The 21366-nt window shown below is 64.3% G+C and carries 22 protein-coding genes; 7 read left to right on the top strand and 15 right to left on the bottom strand.

Translation table 11 applies throughout. The features are described from left to right. Positions 1 to 222: 222 nt before the first annotated feature. Together ENJ37_02740 and ENJ37_02735 are read right to left on the bottom strand one after the other, a co-directional pair. On the bottom strand, positions 223 to 879 hold the full coding sequence (locus ENJ37_02740; GenBank protein HHL39402.1) for a hypothetical protein: 657 nt from the start codon (positions 877 to 879) through the stop codon (positions 223 to 225). 212 nt (positions 880 to 1091) lie between these two features. After that, entirely contained in the window at positions 1092 to 2231 is a 1140-nt protein-coding gene (locus tag ENJ37_02735; protein ID HHL39401.1) for a trypsin-like serine protease, read from the bottom strand. Positions 2232 to 2493: 262 nt separating this feature from the next. Between ENJ37_02735 and ENJ37_02730 the strand changes: the two genes are divergently transcribed. The 3 genes from ENJ37_02730 to ENJ37_02720 all read left to right on the top strand — a co-directional run bounded on the left by ENJ37_02730 (position 2494) and on the right by ENJ37_02720 (position 6797). Beyond that, complete coding sequence (locus ENJ37_02730; GenBank protein ID HHL39400.1) at positions 2494 to 3903, top strand: hypothetical protein; 1410 nt, start codon at positions 2494 to 2496, stop codon at positions 3901 to 3903. A gap of 145 nt (positions 3904 to 4048) precedes the next feature. Further along, a complete protein-coding gene (locus ENJ37_02725) occupies positions 4049 to 5251 on the top strand; it encodes a hypothetical protein (GenBank protein ID HHL39399.1) in 1203 nt (400 codons plus the stop codon). A gap of 292 nt (positions 5252 to 5543) precedes the next feature. Continuing rightward, on the top strand, positions 5544 to 6797 hold the full coding sequence (locus ENJ37_02720; protein ID HHL39398.1) for a hypothetical protein: 1254 nt from the start codon (positions 5544 to 5546) through the stop codon (positions 6795 to 6797). Positions 6798 to 7102: 305 nt separating this feature from the next. On the opposite strand, the gene ENJ37_02715 is transcribed toward ENJ37_02720, so the two are convergent. The 11 genes from ENJ37_02715 to ENJ37_02665 form a co-directional block, all read right to left on the bottom strand. After that, positions 7103 to 7309: a hypothetical protein gene (locus ENJ37_02715; protein HHL39397.1), complete on the bottom strand. Its 207-nt coding sequence runs from the start codon at positions 7307 to 7309 to the stop codon at positions 7103 to 7105. A 78-nt stretch (positions 7310 to 7387) separates the two neighbouring features. Next, the gene (locus ENJ37_02710; protein HHL39396.1) at positions 7388 to 7855 is read right to left on the bottom strand and encodes a hypothetical protein; all 468 of its coding nucleotides are present in this window, start codon (positions 7853 to 7855) and stop codon (positions 7388 to 7390) included. 218 nt (positions 7856 to 8073) lie between these two features. Beyond that, on the bottom strand, positions 8074 to 8463 hold the full coding sequence (locus ENJ37_02705) for a DUF302 domain-containing protein (protein HHL39395.1): 390 nt from the start codon (positions 8461 to 8463) through the stop codon (positions 8074 to 8076). Positions 8464 to 8627: 164 nt separating this feature from the next. After that, entirely contained in the window at positions 8628 to 10247 is a 1620-nt protein-coding gene (locus ENJ37_02700) for a Na/Pi cotransporter family protein (GenBank protein ID HHL39394.1), read from the bottom strand. 248 nt (positions 10248 to 10495) lie between these two features. Further along, positions 10496 to 11599 (bottom strand): PDZ domain-containing protein, encoded by a 1104-nt coding sequence (locus ENJ37_02695; GenBank protein ID HHL39393.1) that lies wholly within the window; start codon positions 11597 to 11599, stop codon positions 10496 to 10498. Between the two features lie 84 nt (positions 11600 to 11683). Further along, positions 11684 to 12877, bottom strand: a complete 1194-nt coding sequence (locus ENJ37_02690) for a geranylgeranyl reductase family protein (GenBank protein HHL39392.1) — start codon at positions 12875 to 12877, stop codon at positions 11684 to 11686. Next, positions 12874 to 13395: a hypothetical protein gene (locus ENJ37_02685; GenBank protein HHL39391.1), complete on the bottom strand. Its 522-nt coding sequence runs from the start codon at positions 13393 to 13395 to the stop codon at positions 12874 to 12876. The genes ENJ37_02690 and ENJ37_02685 overlap by 4 nt, the downstream gene beginning before the upstream one ends. A 507-nt stretch (positions 13396 to 13902) precedes the next feature. After that, positions 13903 to 14154 (bottom strand): hypothetical protein, encoded by a 252-nt coding sequence (locus tag ENJ37_02680; GenBank protein ID HHL39390.1) that lies wholly within the window; start codon positions 14152 to 14154, stop codon positions 13903 to 13905. Further along, entirely contained in the window at positions 14138 to 14353 is a 216-nt protein-coding gene (locus ENJ37_02675) for a hypothetical protein (protein ID HHL39389.1), read from the bottom strand. The genes ENJ37_02680 and ENJ37_02675 overlap by 17 nt, the downstream gene beginning before the upstream one ends. A 27-nt stretch (positions 14354 to 14380) precedes the next feature. Next, positions 14381 to 15568, bottom strand: coding sequence for a class I SAM-dependent methyltransferase (locus ENJ37_02670; GenBank protein HHL39388.1), 1188 nt, complete (start codon positions 15566 to 15568; stop codon positions 14381 to 14383). Between the two features lie 42 nt (positions 15569 to 15610). Then, complete coding sequence (locus ENJ37_02665; protein HHL39387.1) at positions 15611 to 16042, bottom strand: ferritin; 432 nt, start codon at positions 16040 to 16042, stop codon at positions 15611 to 15613. A gap of 126 nt (positions 16043 to 16168) precedes the next feature. On the opposite strand from ENJ37_02665, the gene pyk reads away from it, so the two are divergent. Further along, complete coding sequence (pyk, locus tag ENJ37_02660; protein HHL39386.1) at positions 16169 to 17647, top strand: pyruvate kinase; 1479 nt, start codon at positions 16169 to 16171, stop codon at positions 17645 to 17647. Between the two features lie 173 nt (positions 17648 to 17820). On the opposite strand, the gene ENJ37_02655 is transcribed toward pyk, so the two are convergent. Continuing rightward, on the bottom strand, positions 17821 to 18066 hold the full coding sequence (locus ENJ37_02655; protein ID HHL39385.1) for a hypothetical protein: 246 nt from the start codon (positions 18064 to 18066) through the stop codon (positions 17821 to 17823). A gap of 534 nt (positions 18067 to 18600) precedes the next feature. On the opposite strand from ENJ37_02655, the gene ENJ37_02650 reads away from it, so the two are divergent. The 3 genes from ENJ37_02650 (at position 18601) to ENJ37_02640 (ending at position 20296) form a co-directional block, all read left to right on the top strand. Further along, on the top strand, positions 18601 to 19017 hold the full coding sequence (locus ENJ37_02650; protein HHL39384.1) for a hypothetical protein: 417 nt from the start codon (positions 18601 to 18603) through the stop codon (positions 19015 to 19017). A 131-nt stretch (positions 19018 to 19148) separates the two neighbouring features. Then, entirely contained in the window at positions 19149 to 19334 is a 186-nt protein-coding gene (locus ENJ37_02645; protein ID HHL39383.1) for a DNA-binding protein, read from the top strand. Positions 19335 to 19444: 110 nt separating this feature from the next. After that, positions 19445 to 20296: a rubrerythrin family protein gene (locus ENJ37_02640; protein ID HHL39382.1), complete on the top strand. Its 852-nt coding sequence runs from the start codon at positions 19445 to 19447 to the stop codon at positions 20294 to 20296. A gap of 199 nt (positions 20297 to 20495) precedes the next feature. Here ENJ37_02640 and ENJ37_02635 read toward each other — a convergent pair whose 3' ends face one another. Next, positions 20496 to 21269 carry an HAD family hydrolase gene (locus ENJ37_02635; GenBank protein HHL39381.1) on the bottom strand — a complete coding sequence of 258 codons (774 nt, stop codon included), beginning with the start codon at positions 21267 to 21269 and terminating at the stop codon, positions 20496 to 20498. Positions 21270 to 21366 lie beyond the last annotated feature (97 nt).

Here is a 21366-nt window from a genome sequence, read left to right as displayed (position 1 = left end):
TCCCTCAGACTCCCTCCAAAAACTTTTAACGCGAGTTGGTTTCCCCCTGTTTTGCCTGGCAAAACAGGGGGAAACCAACTCGTATTGAAAGTCTTTGAAGGGGGTCTGGGGGAAACTTTCTACAGAAAGTTTCCCCCAGAGTAATCAAAATTTTATAAAGGCGTCGTCCGCTTGTCAAGGAGAAAGCTCCCGGCGACGAGGCCCGGCCGTCCCTGCGGCAAGTCAGCGAAGTCCCTTTTTCACGATCCCCATGACTACGAGGAAGGCGGTGGCGGCGAGCGCCGCGAGCACCAGGAGCACGCTGGGCGCGACGATGGGCAGCACCGACTCCTCGGCCCCCTTCATCCCCAGCAGCGGCGTGCGAAACCCCATGACTATCCAGGCGAAGGGGTAGAAGAAGCCGCCGATGCCGGCCATGGCCGACACCACGGTCTTGACCCTCGCCGGCGCGTCGGTGAAGGCCAGGACGAGCGAGAGGGCTATGGTCACGAGCCCAAGGCCCATGGCGTGGAGGTGGCCCCTCGTGAGCCGCTCGTGGGCCGCCGCCGTCTCCGGGTCGGAGTGGGCCGGGTGGTCGTGGCCGTCGCCCGTGGCCGCCGCCTCCCCATGGTCGTGGGCCGAATGATCGTGGGCGCCGCCTCCGTGATCGTGCCCTCCTTCGTCCATCATATGCCCCTCTTCGTGGCCGCCGTGGTCCATCCCCTCCATGTCGGGCTGGAGGATGAACCTCTCCTCCATGAGCGCCTCGGTCTCGGCGGCGAGCATATCGTGGATGCGCTCGTGCTGGGTGATGATGAACATGGCCCACCCTATGCCGAAGATGAGCGAACAGAGTCCCAACAGAAGTCCCGGCGATACCGGCCTGACAGCGTCGTTCATAGAAACCACCTCCGTGGTTGGTCGTTTGGGGGAGCCTTTACGTAAAGAGGAAACGGCCCTCGGCAGCCGGCCCGCGCCGGCTGCCTCGGGGGCTGTGCCGGAGGTTCGGGCCGCAAGGGCGTAAAGTTCCCGCCCGGCGCGCCCCCCTCGTACAGCCGAAGATCCGGATAACATACGATGGTGGCCCCTTGCGCGGAAGGTCCTTCCCCTGTTCAGCGGGGCATCTCCTCGAGCCTGACCCGCACCTTGATCTTACTCCTTTTTCTGAAGACGTCGAGCACCACCACGTCGCCGACCGCAAGCTCCGAGAGGACCTCGTCGAGGTCGTCGAAGCTTTCCACCTCTCGGCCGTTGACGGCCGTTATGAGGTCTCCGCCCACGGGGACCATGACGTTTCCGAGTCTCAGGTACCTGGTCGCGCCGCGAAGGCCGGCCTTGTGGGCCGGACCTCCCCTGTAGACCTCGGCGATGAGCACGCCCGGCGAGGGGAGGCCGAGGAGTTCGGCCGTCGCTTCGTCGATGCCGTGGCCGCCTATGCCGAGCCACGGTCTCGCCACGTAGCCCCTCTCGATGAGCTGGGGCACGACGCGCCGCACCGTGTCGACGGGGATGGCGAAGCCTATGCCCACGCTGGCGCCCACGGGGCTGAATATGGCCGAGTTGAGCCCCACCATCCTCCCCTCGCCGTCGAGGAGCGGTCCCCCGGAGTTGCCGGGGTTTATGGCCGCGTCGGTCTGGATTACCCCCCTTATGAGCTTGCCGTTGACGGCCCTCATGGTCCTGCCCACGGAACTCACCACGCCGACGGTGAGCGTTCTCTCCAGTCCGAAGGGGTTGCCGATGGCGAGCACCTTCTGACCCACCTTCAGGTCGCCGGAGGTGCCGAGCGGGATGGGCCGGAGCTTCTCGGGCGGGGCCTCTATCCTTATGACGGCGAGGTCGTTGCTCGGGTCCGCGCCTACCACCCTCGCCTCGTAGCGCTGCGAGTCGTGGAGCGTCACCTCCAGGCGCGCCGCGTCCTCGATGACGTGGAAGTTGGTGACTATGTGGCCGAGCTTGTCGAGAACGGCGCCGGAGCCGCTGCCCGTCTCCGGCACGGGATTGAGAAAGAAGTCGTATGACACGGCCGTCGTTATGATGTTGACGACAGAGGGGCCCACCTCCTCGTAGATCCGGATATTGACCTTCTCGTCGTCCGTGAGGGCGGAGGCCGGCAACACGGCGGCGAGCATGACCAGGGCCCACAGGGACAGGACCGCTGCGCAACGGACCTTCAACACCACGCCACCTCCTTTATCAAGCTGACTCGGACCATCCGAATATAACACCGATTTGCAGAGGCAATCAAGCATGGAAGCTCTGATTAATCACCTTGGAGGAAACTTTCTGTAGAAGGGCCACAGACCCCCTTCAAAGACTTTTAGTTCCCTGCGGTTCATCCCGATTTTGCAAGCAAAACCGGGATGAACCGCAGGGCGTTAAAAGTTTTTGGAGGGAGTCTGAGGGAACCGTGGGTCCATGACCCTTTTACAAAAAGGTTCCCTCAGTGCAACAAATCGGAGTTTCCATAATATTTCTTGTTGCCATCCAGGGGAATGACATATATAATTCCCCATGGCAACCGCGAGCATCAGGACCAGGAGAGGGTGCGCAAGGCTCGCCGGGAAGGTCGCGGGAGGACCGCAGGCGCGGGACGACCTCCCAGGAACGGCTGATCTCTTTCCGGCAATCGTCCCGCCGCCGCACTCCCTGCAACGACGGTTAAGACGGCGCCCGTGCGCAACCCGCCTGCAAAAAAACCCTTTCCACCGAGACGAGAGGGCCTATGAAATGAAAATACCGCACCCCCTACGAGCACTCGGGGCCGTCGCGACCATCGCGGCGGTGCTGCTCACACCGACCGCCTCGCTGCACGCCATGGACCAGCGGGAGTTCATCGACACATTCATCGAAAACTACAGGAACCTCCGCTTCGAGGTCCAGGTAAAACATGTAAAGAAGAACAAGGAGCTGGTGGACGGCGCCATCAAGGAGGTGCTGAAGGAGGCCATGGCCGAGGAGCTGAGCTTCGAGGAGAAGATGTATCTCCTCGACGTAGCCAGCGCAATGGCCTACATGAACAAGTACTGGAACGACGCCGACGACAGGGTGCTCCGCGAGATAGAGGCGCTCATAAGGCGGGAGATACACCTCGAGGAAGAACGCCTGGCCGACATCATGAAGTGGAAGAAGGAGGAGCGCTTCCTCGGAAACTTCGTGATGAAAAAGCACATGAAGGAGATGGAGGCCCAGGGCTTAAGCCCCGTGCTCTACCCCCACTGGGTCCACAGGATATGGTTCGAGTGCAAGGTCTGCCACCAGGAGATATTCACCATGAAGCGCTGGACCAACTCCATCTCCCACGAGAAGTTCAAGGAGGGTAAGCAGTGCGCCGCCTGCCACAACGGCAAGCTGAGCTTTTCGGTGGACGACAAGAAGAGCTGCGACAGGTGCCACATGGCCGGCAAACCCGACGCCGAGCCCTTCTTCTACGTGAGCGCCGTGGACAACGACAGGATAAAGAAGGTGGCCGACCGCATCGGCTCGGTCTGGAGGCCCGAGAACCTGCCCGGCGGCAAGCTGCCGCTCGACAGGTTCAAGTTCATAAACTGGCTCGAACTCAAGAAGAAAAAGGTCTTCGAGCCCCTGGTATCGCTGCACAAGGACTACAAGGAAAAGACATACGACACCAAGATACTCTTCAACACCCGCAACAACTTCGTCAACAACGTACTCTTCGATCACAAGATACACTCGGACTGGATAAAGTGCTCCGTGTGCCATCCGTCCATATTCAAGGACAAGCTCGGAGGCAACCGCATCAGGATGAGGGACATGTCGGGCGGACGGTTCTGCGGCCACTGCCACGGCAAGGTCTCCTTCACCTTCGCCGACTGTCTGCGCTGCCACAACACCCCGAAGGGTCAAGTCCCCGAGGGGGTGCTCAACCGCGTGGAGCTGCCGCAGGAAGAACAGGCCCGGTGAGCGCAGCCCCTGCGCACGCCGCATCCGGGGGGGGGCTCCGGGACACCATTAAATCCGCCGGAAGGGCCGCTTCGCGGCCGTCGTCGCCCTGCTGATCGCGGCCACGGCTGCGGAGAGCGAGTTCAGGAAGGTTGAGGACAAAGTCATGAGTTCGTCGCACAGCAGCTCCGTCCGCCGGGCGGTCGTCGTCGCCCTGCTGATCGCGGTGACCTGCGCCGCCGCGGCCACGGCTGCGGAGAGCGAGTTCAGGAAGGAGTTCGTCTACAACTACAAGAACTACCTCTTCGACAAGCAGGTCAGGCTCGTAAAGAAGAACAAGGACGTGCTGCCCGCGGAGGTCCGCCTCCTCATCGTCGAGGCCACCACCGGCGAAAAGAGCTTCGAAGAGAAGATGTATCTCCTCGACATAGCCAGCGCCATGGCCTCCATGTACAAACACTGGGTCGGCGGCGGCGACGAGCTCATCAGGGAGATCGAGGCCGTCCAGAAAAAGGAGATATGGCTCGAGGAAGAGCGTATCGCCGAAATCATGAAGTGGAAGAAGGAGGAGCGCTTCCTCGGAAACTTCGTGATGAAAAAGCACATGAAGGAGATGGAGCTCGAGGACTTAAGTCCCGTGCTCTACCCCCACTGGGTCCACAGGATATGGTACGAGTGCAAGGTCTGCCACCTCGCCATATTCAACATGAAGCGCTGGACCAACGACATCTCCCACGAGAAGTTCAAGGAAGGCAGGCAGTGCGCCGCCTGCCACGACGGCAAGACCGCCTTCGCAACGGAGGACAAGGAGCAGTGCTCGAGGTGCCACATAGCGGGCAGGCCCGAGGCCCAGCGCCTCTATAAGGTGAAGAAGGTGGACAACGACAGGATCAGGAAGGTCGCCCAGCGCATCGGGGCGGTCTGGCGTCCCGAGAACCTGCCGGGCGGCGAGCTCCCGCTGGACAGGTTCAAGTTCATAGACTGGATAAAGCTCAAGGAACTCAACGTCTTCAGCCCCATCGTCTCGCTCAGCAGCGACTTCAGGGACGAGATAAGGGACAACAAGATACTATTTGTGACCAAGAACCCCATCGTAAAGAACGTGGTCTTCGACCACAAGGTCCACTCCAACTGGATAACCTGCAAGGCATGTCACCCCGAGGTCTTCAAGGACGACCTGACCAACAACATCAGCATGACCGACATGTCGGGCGGAAGGTTCTGCGGCCGCTGCCACGGCAAGGTCTCCTTCACCTTCGCCGACTGCCTGCGCTGCCACAACACCCCGAAGGACGCGGTCCTCGGTAAAGACGTGCTCCGGCGGGACACGGCCGCCGAAGCCGCTGCTCCGCCCGCCTCGGGCCCCTGAAACGCCGCGGGCGGGACCGTCCCGGAAGATAGAGGAAGAGCACAGGGCGGCCGCCACGGGGGCCGCCCTGTTTTTTTCCTCAAGATTCAGGACCGGAGTGTCGAAATATATCTATAAACTGACAATTGTCATGTTTTCTACATAAGTTTCGTTCTATCATTGCGGGCCGCCGCAACCGGCCGGTATTGCATCCCGGAGAAGAAACCACAGGAAACTGTTGCAGAAACCGTCAAGTTGCGGCCGCCGAGAAACGCAGGCTGATGGAGCTTCTGATGGAAAGGAGCCGGCAACGATGAGACTAAAAGCGCTGACAGTCGTACTCGCCGCTACGGCGTTCTTATTTCTTACCGCAGGCGACAGCCTTGCAGGCGGCCCTGCGGGCGGCGGCCCTGCAGGCGGCGACTTCCGGGCGAAGTTCACCAAGTACTACAAGGGCAACAACTTCTACGTCCTCGTAACGCTCGTCAAGAAAAGCAAGGAGATCATGCCCGGCGAGATAGAGGCGCTCCTCGAGGAAGCCGACGACCCGGGCAAGAGCTTCAATGAAAAGATGGAGCTCCTCGACCTGGCCAGCGCCATGGCGACCATGTACAAGCACTGGCACGGCGGCGGCGACGACCTCATCGCCAAGGTCGAGGCCATGCAGCGCAGGGAGAAGAAGAAAGAGGACGCGAGGCTGGCGAAGCTCAACCGCTGGAAGAAGGAAGAGTCCTTCCTCGGCAACATCGTTATGCAGTCGAGCCTTGCGAAGATGGAGGCCGAAGGGCTGACGCCCGCGCTCTTCCCTCACTGGCTCCATCGCATCTGGTACGACTGCGCGGCCTGCCACGACTCTGTCTTCCCCATGAAGCGGGAGACGGCCGTGACCCACGCCGCGATGGACGGGGGCAAGCTGTGCGGCGCATGCCACAACGGCGAGACGGCCTTCAACACCACGGAAGAGTGCGCCCGGTGCCACGTGGCCGGAAAGCCCGGAGCCGAGGCCCTCTACAGGCCCACGAAAAAGGGTGTGGACCACGAAAGGATAAAGGCCGTCGCAGAACGGGTGGGCGCAAAGTGGGACTACGAAAAGCTGCCCGACGGCAAGCTCCCCACCGACAAGTACAAGTTCATCGACTGGCTCAAGCTCAAGGCCGACGGCGTCATCGACCCCAAGCCCTCGCTCCACGGGACGGAGAGCCGCGAGGTGCGCGATAACGTCATACTCTTCGAGAGCAATAACTCCTTCCTCAAGAACACGCTCTTCAACCACCGCGTCCACTCGCAGTGGATAAAGTGCTCGTCCTGCCACCCCTCCATATTCAAGGACGAGCTCGGCGCCAACGTCATCCTCATGAGCGAGATGAGCAAGGGCAAAAACTGCGGCCGCTGCCACGGCAAGGTGGCCTTCACCTTCGCCGACTGCCTGCGCTGCCACAACCAGCCCAAGGACAAGCCCGTCGAGGGCGTGCTCTTCAGGCCCAAGGACGCTCCCCCGGCGGAACCCATCCCCGGGCTTCCCGCAGAGACACCGGCCGCTCCGGCCCCGGCCTCTCCCGCCAGGTGAGATTGCGTGAGCCGGGGGAAACTTTCTGCAGAAGGCTCACAGCCCCCCGGTTCCCTCAGTGCAATAAACCAGAATTTCCTTATTATGGACGGCGGTCCGGGGAGGGGGGGGCGGGCCGCGCCAGGCGGGGGTTTCTTTACGCCTTTGCGGCCCGCCCCCCTCCCCGGACCGCCGCCGACAGGTCAAAGGGAGACGGCCGAGTCCCGCAAAACGCGGGACCCCTGCGCCATAGGGACCGTGCCCCTTAGGGGCCTTGCCCCTTTCCGGCCGGCAGGGCCTTGTCCCTTACAGTGGAGGGTTTCCCCTCAGGCTTCGAGGTCTTCGTATCGGCGCCAGCGGTAGGGCAGGTCTATGATAGTGCCCGGCTCCTCGACCGTCTCGAGGGCCTGGAGCGCTCTTTCAAGGACGCGCCGCTGCTGATCGACCCTTCCAGGCTCGCCGAGGGGATGGCCCATGGGCCAGCGCAAGAAGACCGCCCTCGGCGCCTTCACCTCCTCGGTGAACTTCCTCACGATGGAGATCGATACGGTCGATACGCCCGCGGCCTCGACGGCCCTCTGTATCAGTCCGACGGACCGATTGCATATCCCTCACCCCGGCGTAAGCAGCGCAACGTCCACGCCCTCGCTCTTCAGACGCCGCGCCACCTCGGGCGCCGTCTCGTCGATGAGCGTCCTTACGTGGCGACCGTCGATGTGGCCCATGAAGCCGTAATTGTTTTCGGCCAGGGCCCCTATGAGCCCTTCCTCGCGGAGCTCCGCGAGCCTGTCCACGGGATAGACGATGTTGATGTCCCTTTCGGCGTCGCTGTGGTCGTAGTAGTCGTGGGTTATGACGAGTTCGCCGCGGGGGGCGGCTGCTGGAAGGATGCGGTAGCTGGGATCGCCGTCGGGGTCGTCCATGTCGAAGGGCGGCTGGCTGCGCAGGTGAACGCCGGCGGTGGTGACGACGGCGAGCGTGGATTCGGAGAGCGGTCGGGAGAGCGGGGTCCAGGGCACCCCTTCGACCTCGACGGCCCCGGCCTTCTGCGCCGAGCGCTCCACAAACCACGGAAACATGGTGAAGAGCTTCGCAAGGAGCCTGTTCTTGAACCTTCCCAAAACACTCCTCTCCCGCGCGGTTGTTGAGGGAAACTTTCGATGCCGTTGGGACCGCCTCTTTTACGCCGCGGCCGAAAGGGGGAGTCCCGACGAATCAAAAGTCTTTGCAAGGGGTCTGGAGGTGACGGCGGCCCGCCCTTCTCCCCGCTCACCGGCGCCGGCGGGGACGGGCTCACTCAGAGAGAGTTTATGACGCTTTCGAGCTTGTCGCGCACTTCCTTGGCCAGTTGGGCGAGCGCGGGATTGTCGATGACGCTGAAGGCGACGGCCGGGTCGAGGGCCCCTACGGTGGAGCCTCCCTCGTCGTTTTCGTAGACGATGACGTTACAGGGCATGAGCAGACCTATGGCCGTCTCGATGGTGAGCGCCGTGTGGGCGTAGTTGGGGTTGCAGGCGCCGAGGATCATGTAGCGCCTGAAATCCTTGTCGAGCTTCTTTTTGAGCGTCGCCTTCACATCTATCTCGGTGAGCACGCCGAAGCCTTCCTTGGCGAGCGCCTCCTTGACCTTGTCTATGGCCTCTTCGTAATCCAGCTCCAGGGTCTTGATTATGCCGTATCTCGCCATGATTCCTCCAGGGACTCGTTTTCAGGGCTCTGGCCTCCAATCTTTTTTATATAAAATAGGCCCCGTTGTCAAGGAAACTCTGAGCAATCGACGCGGGGGAAACTTTCTAAAGAAAGTTTCCCCCACACCCCCTTCAAAGACTTTCGATTCCCCCTCTTCTTCTATTATGCGCCCTTTTCGCGCTCCAGTATCTGGTAGGCTACGCCGGCCGTATAGGAGTTGATGCGTTTCAGGTTTGTCAGCACGTCGAGGTGTATGGCGCTCGTGTCGATCGATTCCCTGAGCCCGCGGCGCAGCCTGTCGATGTGGGCCTGGCGCATCTCGCGCTCCATCTCCGCGAACTTCGCCTTGCGGGCCAGCAGCCTGCGGGCAAGCTCCACGTCGCTGTTGGTGAAGGCGCCGACGGAGATCTCGAAGTTCTCCATGACCTTTCCATGAAGCGCCGTTATCTCGGCCATGCCGTCGCTCGAAAAACTGAGGCGGCGGTTTATCTTCTTGCGGGCAAGCTCCATGAGGTTCTTGTCTATCACGTCGCCTATGTTCTCGAGGTTGTTGATGAACGTCAGTATCTCGAGCTCCCGGCGGACCTGCTCCTCCGAGAGGGACTCGCGCGAGAGCCTCGCCACGTAGAGCTTGATCTCCTTTTCGAGAAGGTCCACCTCGTTGTCGCGCTCCTCGACCCTTTCGAGAAGCTCCATGTCGTCGCCGCGCAGCACCTCGAGCGAGCCCCTGAGCATCTCCTGGACGATATCGGCCGTCCTCAGGGCCTCACGGGCCGCCTGTCCCAGGGCGAGCGACGGCGAGCTCAGCACGATGTCGTCCAGGTAGCGGGGCCCGAACTTCTCGCTCCGGCCCCTGTCGGGGACCATCGTCTCTATGAGCCTTGCAAAGGGGCCGATGAAGGGGAGGAAGATGGCGGCGATGGCTATGTTGAAGAGCGTGTGCGCCACGGCTATCTGGCGCGCCGGGTCGGAGCTGAGCGCCTCGACGATATGGGCGAAGGGGCCGATGAAGGGCAGCGCGACTGCGACGCCGCAGAGCTTGAAGAGGATGTGGGCGAGTGCCACGCGACGGGCCGGGACCTCGGCGCCGATGCTGGAGGTGACTGCGCTGATGCAGGTGCCGATGTTGGCGCCCAGGACGGCGGGGACGACGGCCTCGACGGACATGAGCCCCGAGGAGGCGGCGGTCATGGCAAGCCCCAGGGTGGCGGCGCTGCTGTGCAGGAGCGCCGTAATGACCGTCGAGATGATGACGCCGGCCAGGGGATCCCTGTCAAGACCCCCGAGCACCTCGGCGAGAAGGGGATCGCCGGCCAGGGGAGCGAACGTATCGATGAGGATCTTGAGCGCCAGGAAGACGAAGGCGAAGCCGAGGATCGACTGCCCCGTATCGCGCAGGCGCCCTCCCTTTGCGACGAACCTCAGAAATCCGCCCAGACCCACGAGTATGACGGCGTAGTCGTAGACCTTGAAGGCGATTATCTGTACGGTCAGGGTCGTTCCGATGTCGGCGCCGAGGATGACGCCCATGGTCTGGCGCAGGCCGATGAGCCCGGCTCCTGCGAAGCCGACGAGCATGACCGTCGTGGCGCTCGAACTCTGGAAGAGCGCCGTCACCGCGGCGCCCACGGCGGTGGCCCGCAGCCTGTTGCCCGTGGCGGCGAAGAGGATGGAGCGAAGCCTTGCCCCGGCGAGCCTCTGCATACTCTCTCCGGCGAGACTCATGCCGTAGAGAAGCAGCATGACTCCGCCGAAGAAGCTCAGTATGGTGAAAGACGACATGACTCAACCTTGACCGGCGGGTGAAGACGGGTGAAGGCGGGCGCTCCGCCGCGCCGGCGCGTCGCCGCCGGGAAGAGACGGGCGGCCCGGCCCGGGCGATGGAGGACGGCGGATGAGAGGGCAGTTTAACGTCATGCCCAGGACGGCGGAGGGCAGCCCTCGCTGCAGTGCGCTACGCGCGGTATCATGAAGCGGCTCATAGTCAACCTCCTTTCTTGCATGGCCTGCGACCTGCTCGGCCGCGGCCGTCAGCGGCGGGACGCCTTGGCGCACCCGCCCCCGCCGCCCGCGGCGCCCATGGCTCCGTGAGCGGCTCCGTGAGCGGAATAGAGCTTCCTGAAGTCCCTGCGCTGCTCGTCGGTGAGGATATTCTTGAAATCCTCCATGCTCCTGTACCTGTAAAGCCGCAGCGACGTGCGCTTGGATTCGATCTCGCTCAGGATGGCCCGCACCTTGTCGAGGTCCACCTCGTCCTTTAGCGTCGTCTCGCGCAGCTCCAGCTCGGCGACCTTTATATCGGCCTCCATCCTCACGGCTCTCTTCTTGTAGGCGAAGATGAGCTCCGTCGCCTTTTCACGCTGTTCGTCGCTGAGGCCGAGTTCCTTTACGGCCCTGGCAAAGAGCATGGCGTGGCCGGCGGCCGGGCCTTTCTCCTTCGGACACCCGGCGGCCTTCTGCCGGCCGCCGCAGCATCCCTTCACGGCCGCCGCACAACAGCCCCCGGACCGGCCCTGCCCGCAGCAGCCCTGCTCGGCCTTCTGTGCGCGGCAGCCCGATCCCCCGCCCTTGCGGCCGCCGTCCCCGGCGGCCGGCCGATGCTTGGGACAGGGCTTTTCGAGACCGGAGCGGCCCATGGCGGAATAGCGTCCGCCGTGGCCCCCCGAGGCCGCGGCTCCGGGGGCCCGGCCGAGGCGGGCCGTCAGCGCCACGTTATCGTCGCCGCGGCGCACCTCGAGCTCGATCTCGTCGCCCACCGAAGCGCCCCTTATGGCCGAGACGAACTGGCCTACCCCCGAAACTTCCTCGCCGTTGAGCCTTACTATGATGTCGCCCTTCTCGAGCCCCGCGGCCTCCGCCGGGCTCGAGGCCAGGACGTTGGAGACGAGTATGCCCTTTATGCCGGCGTTCTCGAGCGCGTCGGCGAGCTCCTTTGTGAGCTCCTGGACCTCCACGCCGAGCCAGGGCCTCTGGGCCCTTTCAGCCCCGCCGATGGGGGCGTCCATCACGTGGGCGTCCATGGCCGCCCGGCCCTCCATGTCACACCCGCCGTCACTGCACGCCAGGACCGGGGCCCCGGCGGCCGCGACCGCAACCACTGCCGCCGCGGCGAGCAAAAGCCGTATCTTCGTCACCTCGCACCTCCGTCGTCTCTGTGGACCGGCAACGCCGCCCCGCTACGGAGAGGCTGCGGACTCCGCGGCGCGGCAACGCCCCGCTCATGCCGGCATGAAGCGGCTCTCTATCCAGCGCCTCAGGGCCCTGAAGGGCTTGCCCCTCACCTTGGAGTAGACCCACTCGTAGAAGGACGGGCAGTCCCACTCGCCCCGTATGACGTCATAGTATCTTAACATGATGTGGGGTTCTTTTTCCAGTATCTTGAACCACAGCCGCGGGTGGCGGTAGATGAGGTCGCTGAGCCTGTCGGCCGCGTCGAACTCGGGCTTTATCACCCTCTCTATCCACTCCTGGTAGGCCCGGAGATCGGGCCCTCCCGCCTTCTCCGCACCGAGCGCCTCGACGATGACGTCGGCGGCGGCCCCGGCGGTCTTCACGGCGTAATAGATGCCCTCGCCGAGGAAGGGGTCCACCAGGTGGCCCGTGTCGCCCACCAGGAGGGCCCGGTCCCTGACCGCCGGCGGGGCGCCGTCGTAGTAGATCGGCACGGTCCAGCCCACCCGCTCCTTCACCTCGAAGCCGCGCAGCAAGGGGTGGCTCGATACGAAGGCGTCGAAGCAGTCCTTTATCCGGCCCCCGACCCACTCCGTGTCTCCCGCCATGCCCACGGAAAGGTATCTTTCCTTCGGGAATATCCATCCGTAACCGAAGGGCACGGAGCCGAAGTCTATGTAGAGCCTGCCGTCGGTCTCCGCCGCGAGGGCCTTCCGGTCGTAGGGCACCTCGGAGGTCAGGGATACGGCCGCCTCCTTTGGTTTCATGCCGAAGAGCCGTCGTCCCACGAGTCCCGAGGCGCCGTCGGCGCCGACGAGCACGCGGCCCCTGTAGCACCCGCCGGCCTCGGTGCGCACCGTGGCGCCGCCGGAGCCGATCTCCACGTCGCACACCCTCGCCCCCTCGACGATGCGGGCCCCGGCCCCTCTGGCCTTCTCGACGAGCAGGTGGTCGAAGCGGTCGCGCATGACGTTGTAGCCCACGGGCCGGTCCGAGATGATGTCGAGCGGATAGAGCGACTTGTATGTGAACGTGGCGCCGCGGACCTCGTGCTCGATGACGCCGGAGACGTCGAAGTCCAGTATGTCCGTGACCTTGGTGGAGATACAGCCGCCGCAGGACTTGTAGCGCGGAAAGACGGCCTTGTCCAGCGCCACGACCTCGAGGCCGGCCGAGGCGAGCCTGTATGCGGCGGTGGAGCCCGCCGGGCCGAGCCCCACGACTATGACGTCGCTTCTCATCCGCTCTCCTTCTCCACCGAGAACTCCATCTCGCCGCACCAGAAGCCGGACTTGGTGAGCGATTCGCTCTCCCAGCGCAGGACCTTGAGATGGCTCTTCTCCATGTCGAGGAGCTTGGTGAGCAGCACCTTCTCCTCCGGGCTCCCGGCCTGCTTGAGCAGATCGAAGTAGAAGTCCACGGCCTTTTCTTCGGCCTCGATAGCGATGTTGACGGCGTTTATGTCCGACGGGTCGGCCTTGAAGCGCCGGACGAGCTCGTTGTCCTCGGGAAAGATGGGAAGACCCGTCCCCTTTTCGAGGGCCTCGGCGTAGGATGGTATGGCCGAGCCCTCGTCCACCGAGTCGGCTATGGCCTTGAGGACCTTGACGTGGTCCTTCTCCTCTCGCGCCAGGTGACGGAACATGTTCCTGCCCTTTGGGTCCTCGACCATGTCGGCCAGGGCCGAGTAATATACGTAGCCGTGGACCTCCGTGTCCATGGCGGTCCTGAGCTGTTGCGCCAACTTTTTGGAATCCATGTCTCCTCCCTGTGGTTTGTCGCCGGCGCACCCTGACGGCGCGCGTTCCGGCTACCGCCTGCCCGTGTCCGTCCTGCCGGCCTTCTCCGCCTCGTGCTTCTTCTCAAGGGCCTCGCCCCTTATCCTGTCCTCGCAGGCGTGACATATGGTCGTATCCGAGGGCCTGCCGCACACCGAACATATGTGCTTTTTCCCGCCCTTCTCCTCTTTCTTCTCGGCCATCACAACTCACCTCCGGTGATAAGGTTTTTCGACCGCCATCCAGCCGAACCCCGCAAGACTCCGTCTTGCTCCACGGCGGGGCTCCTTTCTCAGGAAACTCTGGGGGAAACTTTCTGTAGAAGGGCCATAGGCCCACGTTTCCCCCGGACCCCCTTCAAAGACTTTTAATTCCCTGCGGATCACGCCGATTTTGCAAGCAGAACCGGCGTGATCCGCAGGGCGTTAAAGGTTCCCTCCGGGCGGCCGGGCTTTCGGCGGAAACGATCTTTCCCCTGGAGATCCCCCTCAGGCCGCGGCGTTCAGGGGCTCCATCGGCTCGTTGCAGCAGCGGGGCGCGAGCCTGCGTCCGGGACCGGCTATGTGCATGAGCTCGCACCCGCACACGGAGCAGACGAAGACCGGGTTTATGCGGTCGGTGAGCTCCATCGGCTCGTTACAGCAGCGTGGGGCCAGGCGGCCGCCGCCGGGAAGGACGATGCTGAGCTCCGCGCCGCAGACCGGGCAGCGCAGCACGCTCCCCTTACGCATTGCCGCCATCGCCGCCTCCGGCCGCCGTCTTCAGCGGCGCCATCGCCCTGTCGCAGCACCTGGGCTCGAGCATCCCTATGCCTCCCCTGGTGACCATCACCACGGCGCCGCACTCGTTGCAGACGAAGGCGTTGCCCATGTTGATGGACCACTCCTCCATCCACTCCTCTCTGCGCCACTCGCCGTCGGTAAAGCCTTCTCCCCTCATCCTTCACAACCTCCCGCCGTTATAGCGTTATAGATGGAGCGCGGACGACATGTCGCGCATGGAAAAGCCGCGAAGCGGCCCCTTGCCTGCGGCTCCGCCCTTTCGCTGAACGAGGACCTTGAAGACCGAGCCCATGCCGCCGGGCATGAGCAGCCCCTTTACGGCCTGGTTGCGGCGTATCTTCTCTATCTCGCCCGGTCCGCCGCCCACCTCCTCGAGCTCCTCGAGGATGCCCAGGGCCAGGAGAAAGTAGTGCTGGGTCGTAAAGCCCTCGACCTCGAGGCCCGCCCTCCGGCCGTAAAGGGAGAGGGCCGTGAAGTCCACGTGGGCCGTAATGTCCTGCTCGCCCACGCGCACGTAGGGGTCGTCGCAGACCCGGTGGCGGTGGTGGCAGCGCAGCGTGCCGCCGCGGCGGGCGGGACCGTATAGCTCGGCCGCCGGGAAGCCGTAGTCGACGGTCAGCACGTAGCCGCGCTCCAGCACGGCCGCCGCCCCGCCTATCCAGCGCGCGGCCTCGAGCCCCACCTCGGCCCTCCATCCCGGCGGCAGCGCTCCAGCGCCGACGGTGGAGAGAAAGTCCGCAAGCTCCGGCGTGCTCGGAGGGCCAGCGACCTCGAAGAACCCGCGCCCCTGGCGGTAATCGACGTATATCTCGCGCAGCCCATCCTCGGAGCCGACGACACGGTGCACGGGCAGGGCGTCGACGAGCTCGTTGGAGATGAGGCAGCCGGCCTCCACGGTCCCGAGACCATCGAGCCCTTCATGGAGGCTCACCTTTGCGCCGGGCCCCTCACCCCCATCCCCCGCCTGCGCTCCGTCCATCTCCGGCCCCAGGCCGCCGCCGTAACGCCTGTCGACGAGGCGGACATGGAGGGCGTCGTGGAAGTCCCTGTAGCGGCTCTCGGCGCAACGGGCCACGCCGAGGCCGAAACGCCCGCGGCCCGCACCGGCCTCGACGAGCGTGAACCGCCCCGGCGAGCCGAGCCTGCGCCACATCTCGAAGAGCTGGACCGTCACCGCGGCGGCGAAGACCTCTCCGGCGTCGAGGCTCGTCACGTAGTCGCCGCCGCGGCCCCAGGGCTCGCCGGCCATGTAGTACCCGCCGTCGGGCCAGTACAGGGCCACCTCCATGAACTCGGCGAATGTGACGGGACCGCCCCGGCCGATGCGGCGGCGCAACTCGGCGACCACGCCGGGCCGTCCAAGGTCCGTCACGGCTCCCCCGGCCCGAAGACGATACGACTCAGCCCCGCAGGCTCACTCGCCCAGGAGCTGCTCGATGGTGTCGGCATGGCCTTCTTCGTCCTCGAGGAGCTCCTCGAGAAGCCGTCGCGTCGTGGTATCTCCCTCTTCGGCGCAGATCCTTATGTGCTCCCTGTAGCGCTCTATGGCCGCACGCTCGACGGCGAGGTCGTCGCGCAGCATCTCTTCGAGCGTGCCTCCGCGCTTTACGGGCGTGGGCTTCTGCACGGGGATACCGCCCAGCGCGCTCACCCGCTCGGCGAGACGCTCGGCATGGGTCATCTCGTTTATGGCGCTCTCCTTGAAGAACCCCTTTACCGACATGCTCTCAAGCCCCCTGGCCTCGTAGTGGTGTCCCATGTATTGGATGATGTTGGCCAGTTCGTGCGCCCTGTCGATATTAAGGATATCTATGATCTTCTTCCTGCTCTCTTCGGTCATTCCCATCCTCCCTGTCTCTCAAAGTGAGTGCATATTCTATACCCTTTTCCACGGCCGATTCAACCAAATTATGGACCTTGCGGGGCCGGCCGTCAAGCGCCCGATGGGCCCCGCCGGGCCCATCGGGCTTGCATGGGCGCAAGAAGACTGCTAATACTCTTTATCATGCGAAGGCGCGCGAAGATAGTGGCCACCCTGGGGCCGGCGTCGTCGGACGAAGCGGTCGTCGATGGACTCGTCGAGGCCGGCGTGGACTGCTTCAGGCTCAACTTCTCGCACGGCGATCACGAAGGCCACGGACGGGCCATAACGACCGTCAGGGCTGTGGCCCGGCGCAGGGGCCGCGCCGTGGCGATCATGCAGGACCTCCAGGGACCGCGCATCAGGGTGGGGAGCCTCGGTGAAGGAGCGCTGGAGCTCGTGCGCGGCGAGAGCGTCCTCGTAGCCCCGGCCGCAACGCGCGGGAGCGGGTCCCGCGCCATCCCCATCGACTGGGGAGGGCTCGACGTGAGGCTCGAAGAGGGCGACAGGCTCCTCATAGACGACGGCCTCGTGGAAGTGAGGATAAGGGAAGCGGCGCCGCAGCCCGGCCTTTACAGGGCCGAGGTCGTAACGGGCGGCGCGGTCAAGAGCCGCAAGGGGGTCAACCTCCCCGGCGTAAAACTCTCCGGCCCCGCCGTAACGGACAGGGACAGGGCGGACCTCGCCTTCGGGATCGCGGCGGGCGTGGACATGGTGACGCTCTCCTTTGTCGGTTCGGCGGCCGACATGAAGCGGCTGCGCGGGCTCGTGGACGGGCTCCTGCCCGCAGGGGCCGACCCGCCGTGGCTCGTGGCTAAGATAGAGAGGGCCGAGGCCCTCGCCGACCTCGACGCCATCGTCGAGGCCGCGGACGCCGTCATGGTGGCAAGGGGGGACCTGGGCATAGAGATACCCCTTGAGCGGGTCCCGCTGGTCCAGAAGGAGATCATAAGAAGGTGCGTCACCGCCGGCAAACCGGTCATCACGGCGACCCAGATGCTCGAGTCCATGACGCGCAACGCAAGGCCCACGCGGGCCGAGGTGACCGACGTGGCCCAGGCCGTCATGGACGGCACCGACGCCCTCATGCTCTCGGCGGAGACATCGACGGGCACCCGGCCCGTGGAGGCCGTCCGAATCATGGCCCGCATCATAGAGGAGGTCGAGGCCTCGCCCTACGGCAAGACTGCGGCGGCGGGGACCGACACGAACCGCCACCGGGAGGTGACGGCCCTGGCAAGGGCGGCCGACGAGCTTGCAAGGCTCACCGAGGCGCGCGCCATAGTGACCATGACGCTGGGGGGATCCAACGCGAGACTGCTCGCCAGGCTGCGCCCCGACCGGCAGATATGGGCCTTCACGCCGAACGAAAGGACACAGAGAAGGCTCTCGCTCATCTGGGGCGTGAGGGCGAAGCTGCTGAGCGGCCTCGACACCACTACCGACGCCTTCATGGAGACGGTGACCGAGCGCCTCAGGGCCGACGGCGACGTCCGGAAGGGGGACCGCGTCGTCATAATCGCAAGCCATCCCATGAGAGAGGTCGGCCAGTCGAGCCACATGAACACGGTGAAGATAGAGGAGATATGAGGTAGGCGGCGGCCCTTGCGCCCCCGGCCCCGCCATCCGCCGGCGCGGCCCGAGCCTCCCAGGGACCGCCCCCATGGGCGAACTGCATATCACAGGAGGGTCTGGGGAAAGGCGGTCCCGCCTCCCTTCTCCGGAAAGTCTCCCCCCGGACATCCCCCGCCGATGGCGCGCCCTCACGAGTTGAAGTAGGGCGAGGCGGCGCACAGCTCCCTGAACCGCCTCCGGCCGCGGCGGTACTCGTCCTCCGTTATCTCCTCGAGGAGCTTGATGCTCAGCATCGTATCGCGGCGCTTGACCCTGGGCTTGGACCTCGCCCGCAGCATGGCATTGACGGGGTCCGTCCCCTTGATGTAGCGGGTGATCTCGCATCCCTTGCCCGATCCCATGTGTCCGTGTTCGACTATGACCTTGTAGAACATGAATCCTCCTCCATCGGCGGCGCATAGGGTTAAGGAAGCTCTCTGATTTATTGCACTGAGGGAACCTTTTTGTAAAAAGGTTCCCTCAGACTCCCTCCAAAAACTTTTAACGCCCTGCGAATCATCCCGATTTTGCAAGCAAAATCGGGATGAACCGCAGGGAATTAAAAGTCTTTGAAGGGGGTTTGGGGGAAACGTGGGCCTATGGCCCTTCTACAGAAAGTTTCCCCCAGGGTAATTAATCAGAGCTTCCTTAATAGTGCGGCCGGCCCGTATGTGACGACTTTGCGCACAGGCTGAGACAGGTCCCGTGGAAGCGGGACCTGCCGGCCCTTTTTACCACGGCGGCACGGCGCCCTTCCACCAAGAGTCCCGGCCCCTGACCACGGATGTGACGGATTCGTCCCTCGTTCCCCCCTGACCAGGCGGCGAAAGGACTTGCCAGCCCGGCCGCTTCTCTGCTAAAATAGCCGCACATGCCGGACCGTGGAAATCGAGCGTACATAACGGGCGGCAGGGAAGGTACTCTGCGACGTGAAAAAGCTCCTCGTCTGCATAGCGGTCATCACGCTGCTGGCGCCCATGGTCAAGGGACTTGCCAGGGGCGCTTCGCCCCACTCCTGCGACCTCAGCTCCGCGCAGTGCGCCCTCGACGACATGTGTCCGCTCAGGGGACACGGCGCCGCGGCGGCCTCCGAAAGGGGACATGACCGCGAGAGGGCGGCCCCCCATACCGCCGCCCACGAGGGAAGCGGCCACAACTGCGACGTCTTCTTCCAGTGCGACGGCGCAGGCAAGGCCGACCGGGCCCCCCTCCCCCAGCCCGACATGCCGCTGATAACGGCCCTCGCGCCATCGACGTCGGCGCCGTCGGCCACCACCCCCGCGGAGCCGCTCCCCGTGCCCTGCCACGGCCCGGAGCCGGCGGAGCCGGAAAAACCTCCGGCCTGACAGGCCTTCCTCATTTCAGGGAGTTCGGAGACCGCGAAGAGAGAGGCGCGTCCGGGCGGAAACAGCCCCTTGCGCGCCGTCGGCTCTCTTGGGAAACCTGAAAGAAAAGGAGGTTTTTTGTCATGGCCATGATGGCGAAGAAACTCTACAGGCCCGACGAGGCCGCCGAGATACTCTCCGTCAGCCGGTGGACCATATACAGGTGGGTCAGGGACGAAAAGCTCAGGAGCACGAAACTGGGGCGCGGCAGCCTGCGCATATTCCGCGACTCCATCGAAGAGCTCATAAGAAACGGAGCCGACGAGCAGCGGCTCTGACAAGCACCCCATCCGTGAGAGACGCTAAAGACGGGACGCCGTAGGCGTCCCGTCTTTTTTGCGCCCCGGCGAAAGGGACGACGGCAGGGAAGATGAAGAGGACCGAGCTCATGGAGGCCATGCTCGCGGCCCAGCGAAACGAGATAACCGAGTACCACATCTACAGCCGCCTCGCCGCATCGACGAGGGACCCCAACAACAGCAGGGTCCTTCACAGGATGGCCGTCGACGAGCTCGAACACTACAACTTCTGGAAGCGTTACACCGGCAGGGACGTGCCCCCCAGACGGGCGGTCATCTGGTTCTTCTACGTCGTCTCCAAGCTCCTGGGCCTCACCTTCGGCATGAAGCTCATGGAGCGCGGCGAGGCCGGGGCCCAGCTCGTCTACGCCCGCATAGCCGAAGACGTCCCGGCGGCGAGGGCCGTGATGAGGGACGAGGAGCGCCACGAACAGGAGGTCATAGCGCTGCTCGACGAGGAGCGGCTGCGCTACATCGGCTCCATAGTCCTGGGCCTGAGCGACGCCCTCGTGGAGCTCACCGGCGCCCTCGCGGGCCTGACCTTCGCCCTCCAGGACACGCGGCTCACGGCCCTTGCGGGCCTGGTCACGGGACTTTCGGCCTCCCTGTCCATGGCGGCCTCCGAGTATCTTTCGACCAAGAGCGAAGAAGGGCTCCAGAGCCCCGTCAAGGCGTCGCTCTACACCTTCGCCGCCTACCTGACGACCGTCGTCTTCCTCATCCTGCCCTACCTCATGCTGGCCGACTACCGCCTGTGCCTGGCCCTCACCGTAACGAACGCCATGGTCGTGATCGTGCTCTTCACCTTTTACGTCTCCGTGGCCAGGGGCCTTCCCTTCTGGTCGCGCTTTTCAGAGATGGCGGCGCTGAGCCTGGCCGTGACGGTCGTCTCCTTCGGCATCGGCCTGGCCGTAAGGGCCCTGCTGGGCGTGGAGGTATGACCGGCCGCGCCGGCGAAGCCCCTTACGCAGAAGGGGGGTATCTCCGCCGGCCCCCCTTCTATGTTATTCCGGTATGCGCGGCGCCCTCCGGGAGGCTCGGCCCGCGCCAGGCGGGGTTTGTTTACGCCTTTGCGGCCCGAGCCTCCCGGAGGGCGCCGCGCAGACACACTGACATACAGGGCGGGGCGAGGCAGGCCTCTCACCGGACGATGGAGAGGAACCGGGGGAAGGTGTCGATGACGGCGTCGCAGCCCGCCTCTTCGAGCTCGCGGCGGCCCCTGAAGCCGTAGGCGGCGCCGATGAAGGCCGTGCCGGCGGCGCGGGCGGCCCGGCAGTCCACGGCGCTGTCGCCCACGAAGACGGCCTCGCGGGCGGCGGCTCCGAAGGTGTCGAGCACCTTGAGGATCGGCTCGGGATGGGGCTTTTTGTTGGGGAGCGAGTCGCCGCCGAGGACGAGGGGAAAGAAACGCGAGAGGTCCAGCCCCTCGACGATCCTCGCGGTGAGGGCCGCCGGCTTGTTGGTCACGACGGCCATCCGCTTTCCGGCCTCCGCCATGGCGTCCAGTGTGGCGGTCACGCCCGGATAGAGTGCCGTATCGACGAGGAGACGGCCGCCGTAGATGTCGAGGAACTCAAGACGCGCCCGCTCGATGGTCCCGGCGCTCTCACCCTTCATGAGCGACTCGAACAGCGGACGCACGCCCCAGCCGATACATTCCTTTATCTTCTCCTCGTCGAGGACGCCGTGGCCGAAACGCTCGAGCACCCGGTTCGCCGCCCACGCTATGTCGGAGCTCGAGTCCACGAGCGTGCCGTCAAGGTCGAATATGACTACCGCCTTCTCCACCAACTCCTCCCGGCGCTTCGCTTGCAGAGACCCCGGAACCGCACCGCCGGGGCAAGCCTCGATGAAACCCTGATTAATCCCCTGGGGGAAACTTTCTGTAGAAAGTTTCCCCCAGACCCCCTTCAAAGACTTTCAATACGAGTTGGTTTCCCCCTGTTTTGCCAGGCAAAACAGGGGGAAACCAACTCGCATTAAAAGTTTTTGGAGGGAGTCTGAGGGAACC

The sequence above is a fragment of the Deltaproteobacteria bacterium genome, from assembly GCA_011375175.1.
Lineage (GTDB): Bacteria > Desulfobacterota > GWC2-55-46 > GWC2-55-46 > DRME01 > DRME01.
The sequence above is the reverse complement of the archived record's forward strand: the minus strand, read 5'-3'. Positions and strand labels throughout refer to the sequence as shown.

Coding starts and splice junctions, on each gene's coding strand:
- ENJ37_02655 (HHL39385.1), bottom strand. CDS start 18,066: ATGTTCTACAAGGTCATAGTCGAACACGGACACATGGGATCGGGCAAG.
- ENJ37_02730 (HHL39400.1), top strand. CDS start 2,494: ATGGCAACCGCGAGCATCAGGACCAGGAGAGGGTGCGCAAGGCTCGCC.
- ENJ37_02735 (HHL39401.1), bottom strand. CDS start 2,231: ATGCTTGATTGCCTCTGCAAATCGGTGTTATATTCGGATGGTCCGAGT.
- ENJ37_02675 (HHL39389.1), bottom strand. CDS start 14,353: ATGAGGGGAGAAGGCTTTACCGACGGCGAGTGGCGCAGAGAGGAGTGG.
- ENJ37_02645 (HHL39383.1), top strand. CDS start 19,149: ATGGCGAAGAAACTCTACAGGCCCGACGAGGCCGCCGAGATACTCTCC.
- ENJ37_02700 (HHL39394.1), bottom strand. CDS start 10,247: ATGTCGTCTTTCACCATACTGAGCTTCTTCGGCGGAGTCATGCTGCTT.
- ENJ37_02705 (HHL39395.1), bottom strand. CDS start 8,463: ATGGCGAGATACGGCATAATCAAGACCCTGGAGCTGGATTACGAAGAG.
- ENJ37_02720 (HHL39398.1), top strand. CDS start 5,544: ATGAGACTAAAAGCGCTGACAGTCGTACTCGCCGCTACGGCGTTCTTA.
- ENJ37_02665 (HHL39387.1), bottom strand. CDS start 16,042: ATGGGAATGACCGAAGAGAGCAGGAAGAAGATCATAGATATCCTTAAT.
- ENJ37_02685 (HHL39391.1), bottom strand. CDS start 13,395: ATGGATTCCAAAAAGTTGGCGCAACAGCTCAGGACCGCCATGGACACG.
- ENJ37_02690 (HHL39392.1), bottom strand. CDS start 12,877: ATGAGAAGCGACGTCATAGTCGTGGGGCTCGGCCCGGCGGGCTCCACC.
- ENJ37_02740 (HHL39402.1), bottom strand. CDS start 879: ATGAACGACGCTGTCAGGCCGGTATCGCCGGGACTTCTGTTGGGACTC.
- ENJ37_02710 (HHL39396.1), bottom strand. CDS start 7,855: ATGTTTCCGTGGTTTGTGGAGCGCTCGGCGCAGAAGGCCGGGGCCGTC.
- pyk (HHL39386.1), top strand. CDS start 16,169: ATGGGCGCAAGAAGACTGCTAATACTCTTTATCATGCGAAGGCGCGCG.
- ENJ37_02640 (HHL39382.1), top strand. CDS start 19,445: ATGGAGGCCATGCTCGCGGCCCAGCGAAACGAGATAACCGAGTACCAC.
- ENJ37_02725 (HHL39399.1), top strand. CDS start 4,049: ATGAGTTCGTCGCACAGCAGCTCCGTCCGCCGGGCGGTCGTCGTCGCC.
- ENJ37_02680 (HHL39390.1), bottom strand. CDS start 14,154: ATGGCGGCAATGCGTAAGGGGAGCGTGCTGCGCTGCCCGGTCTGCGGC.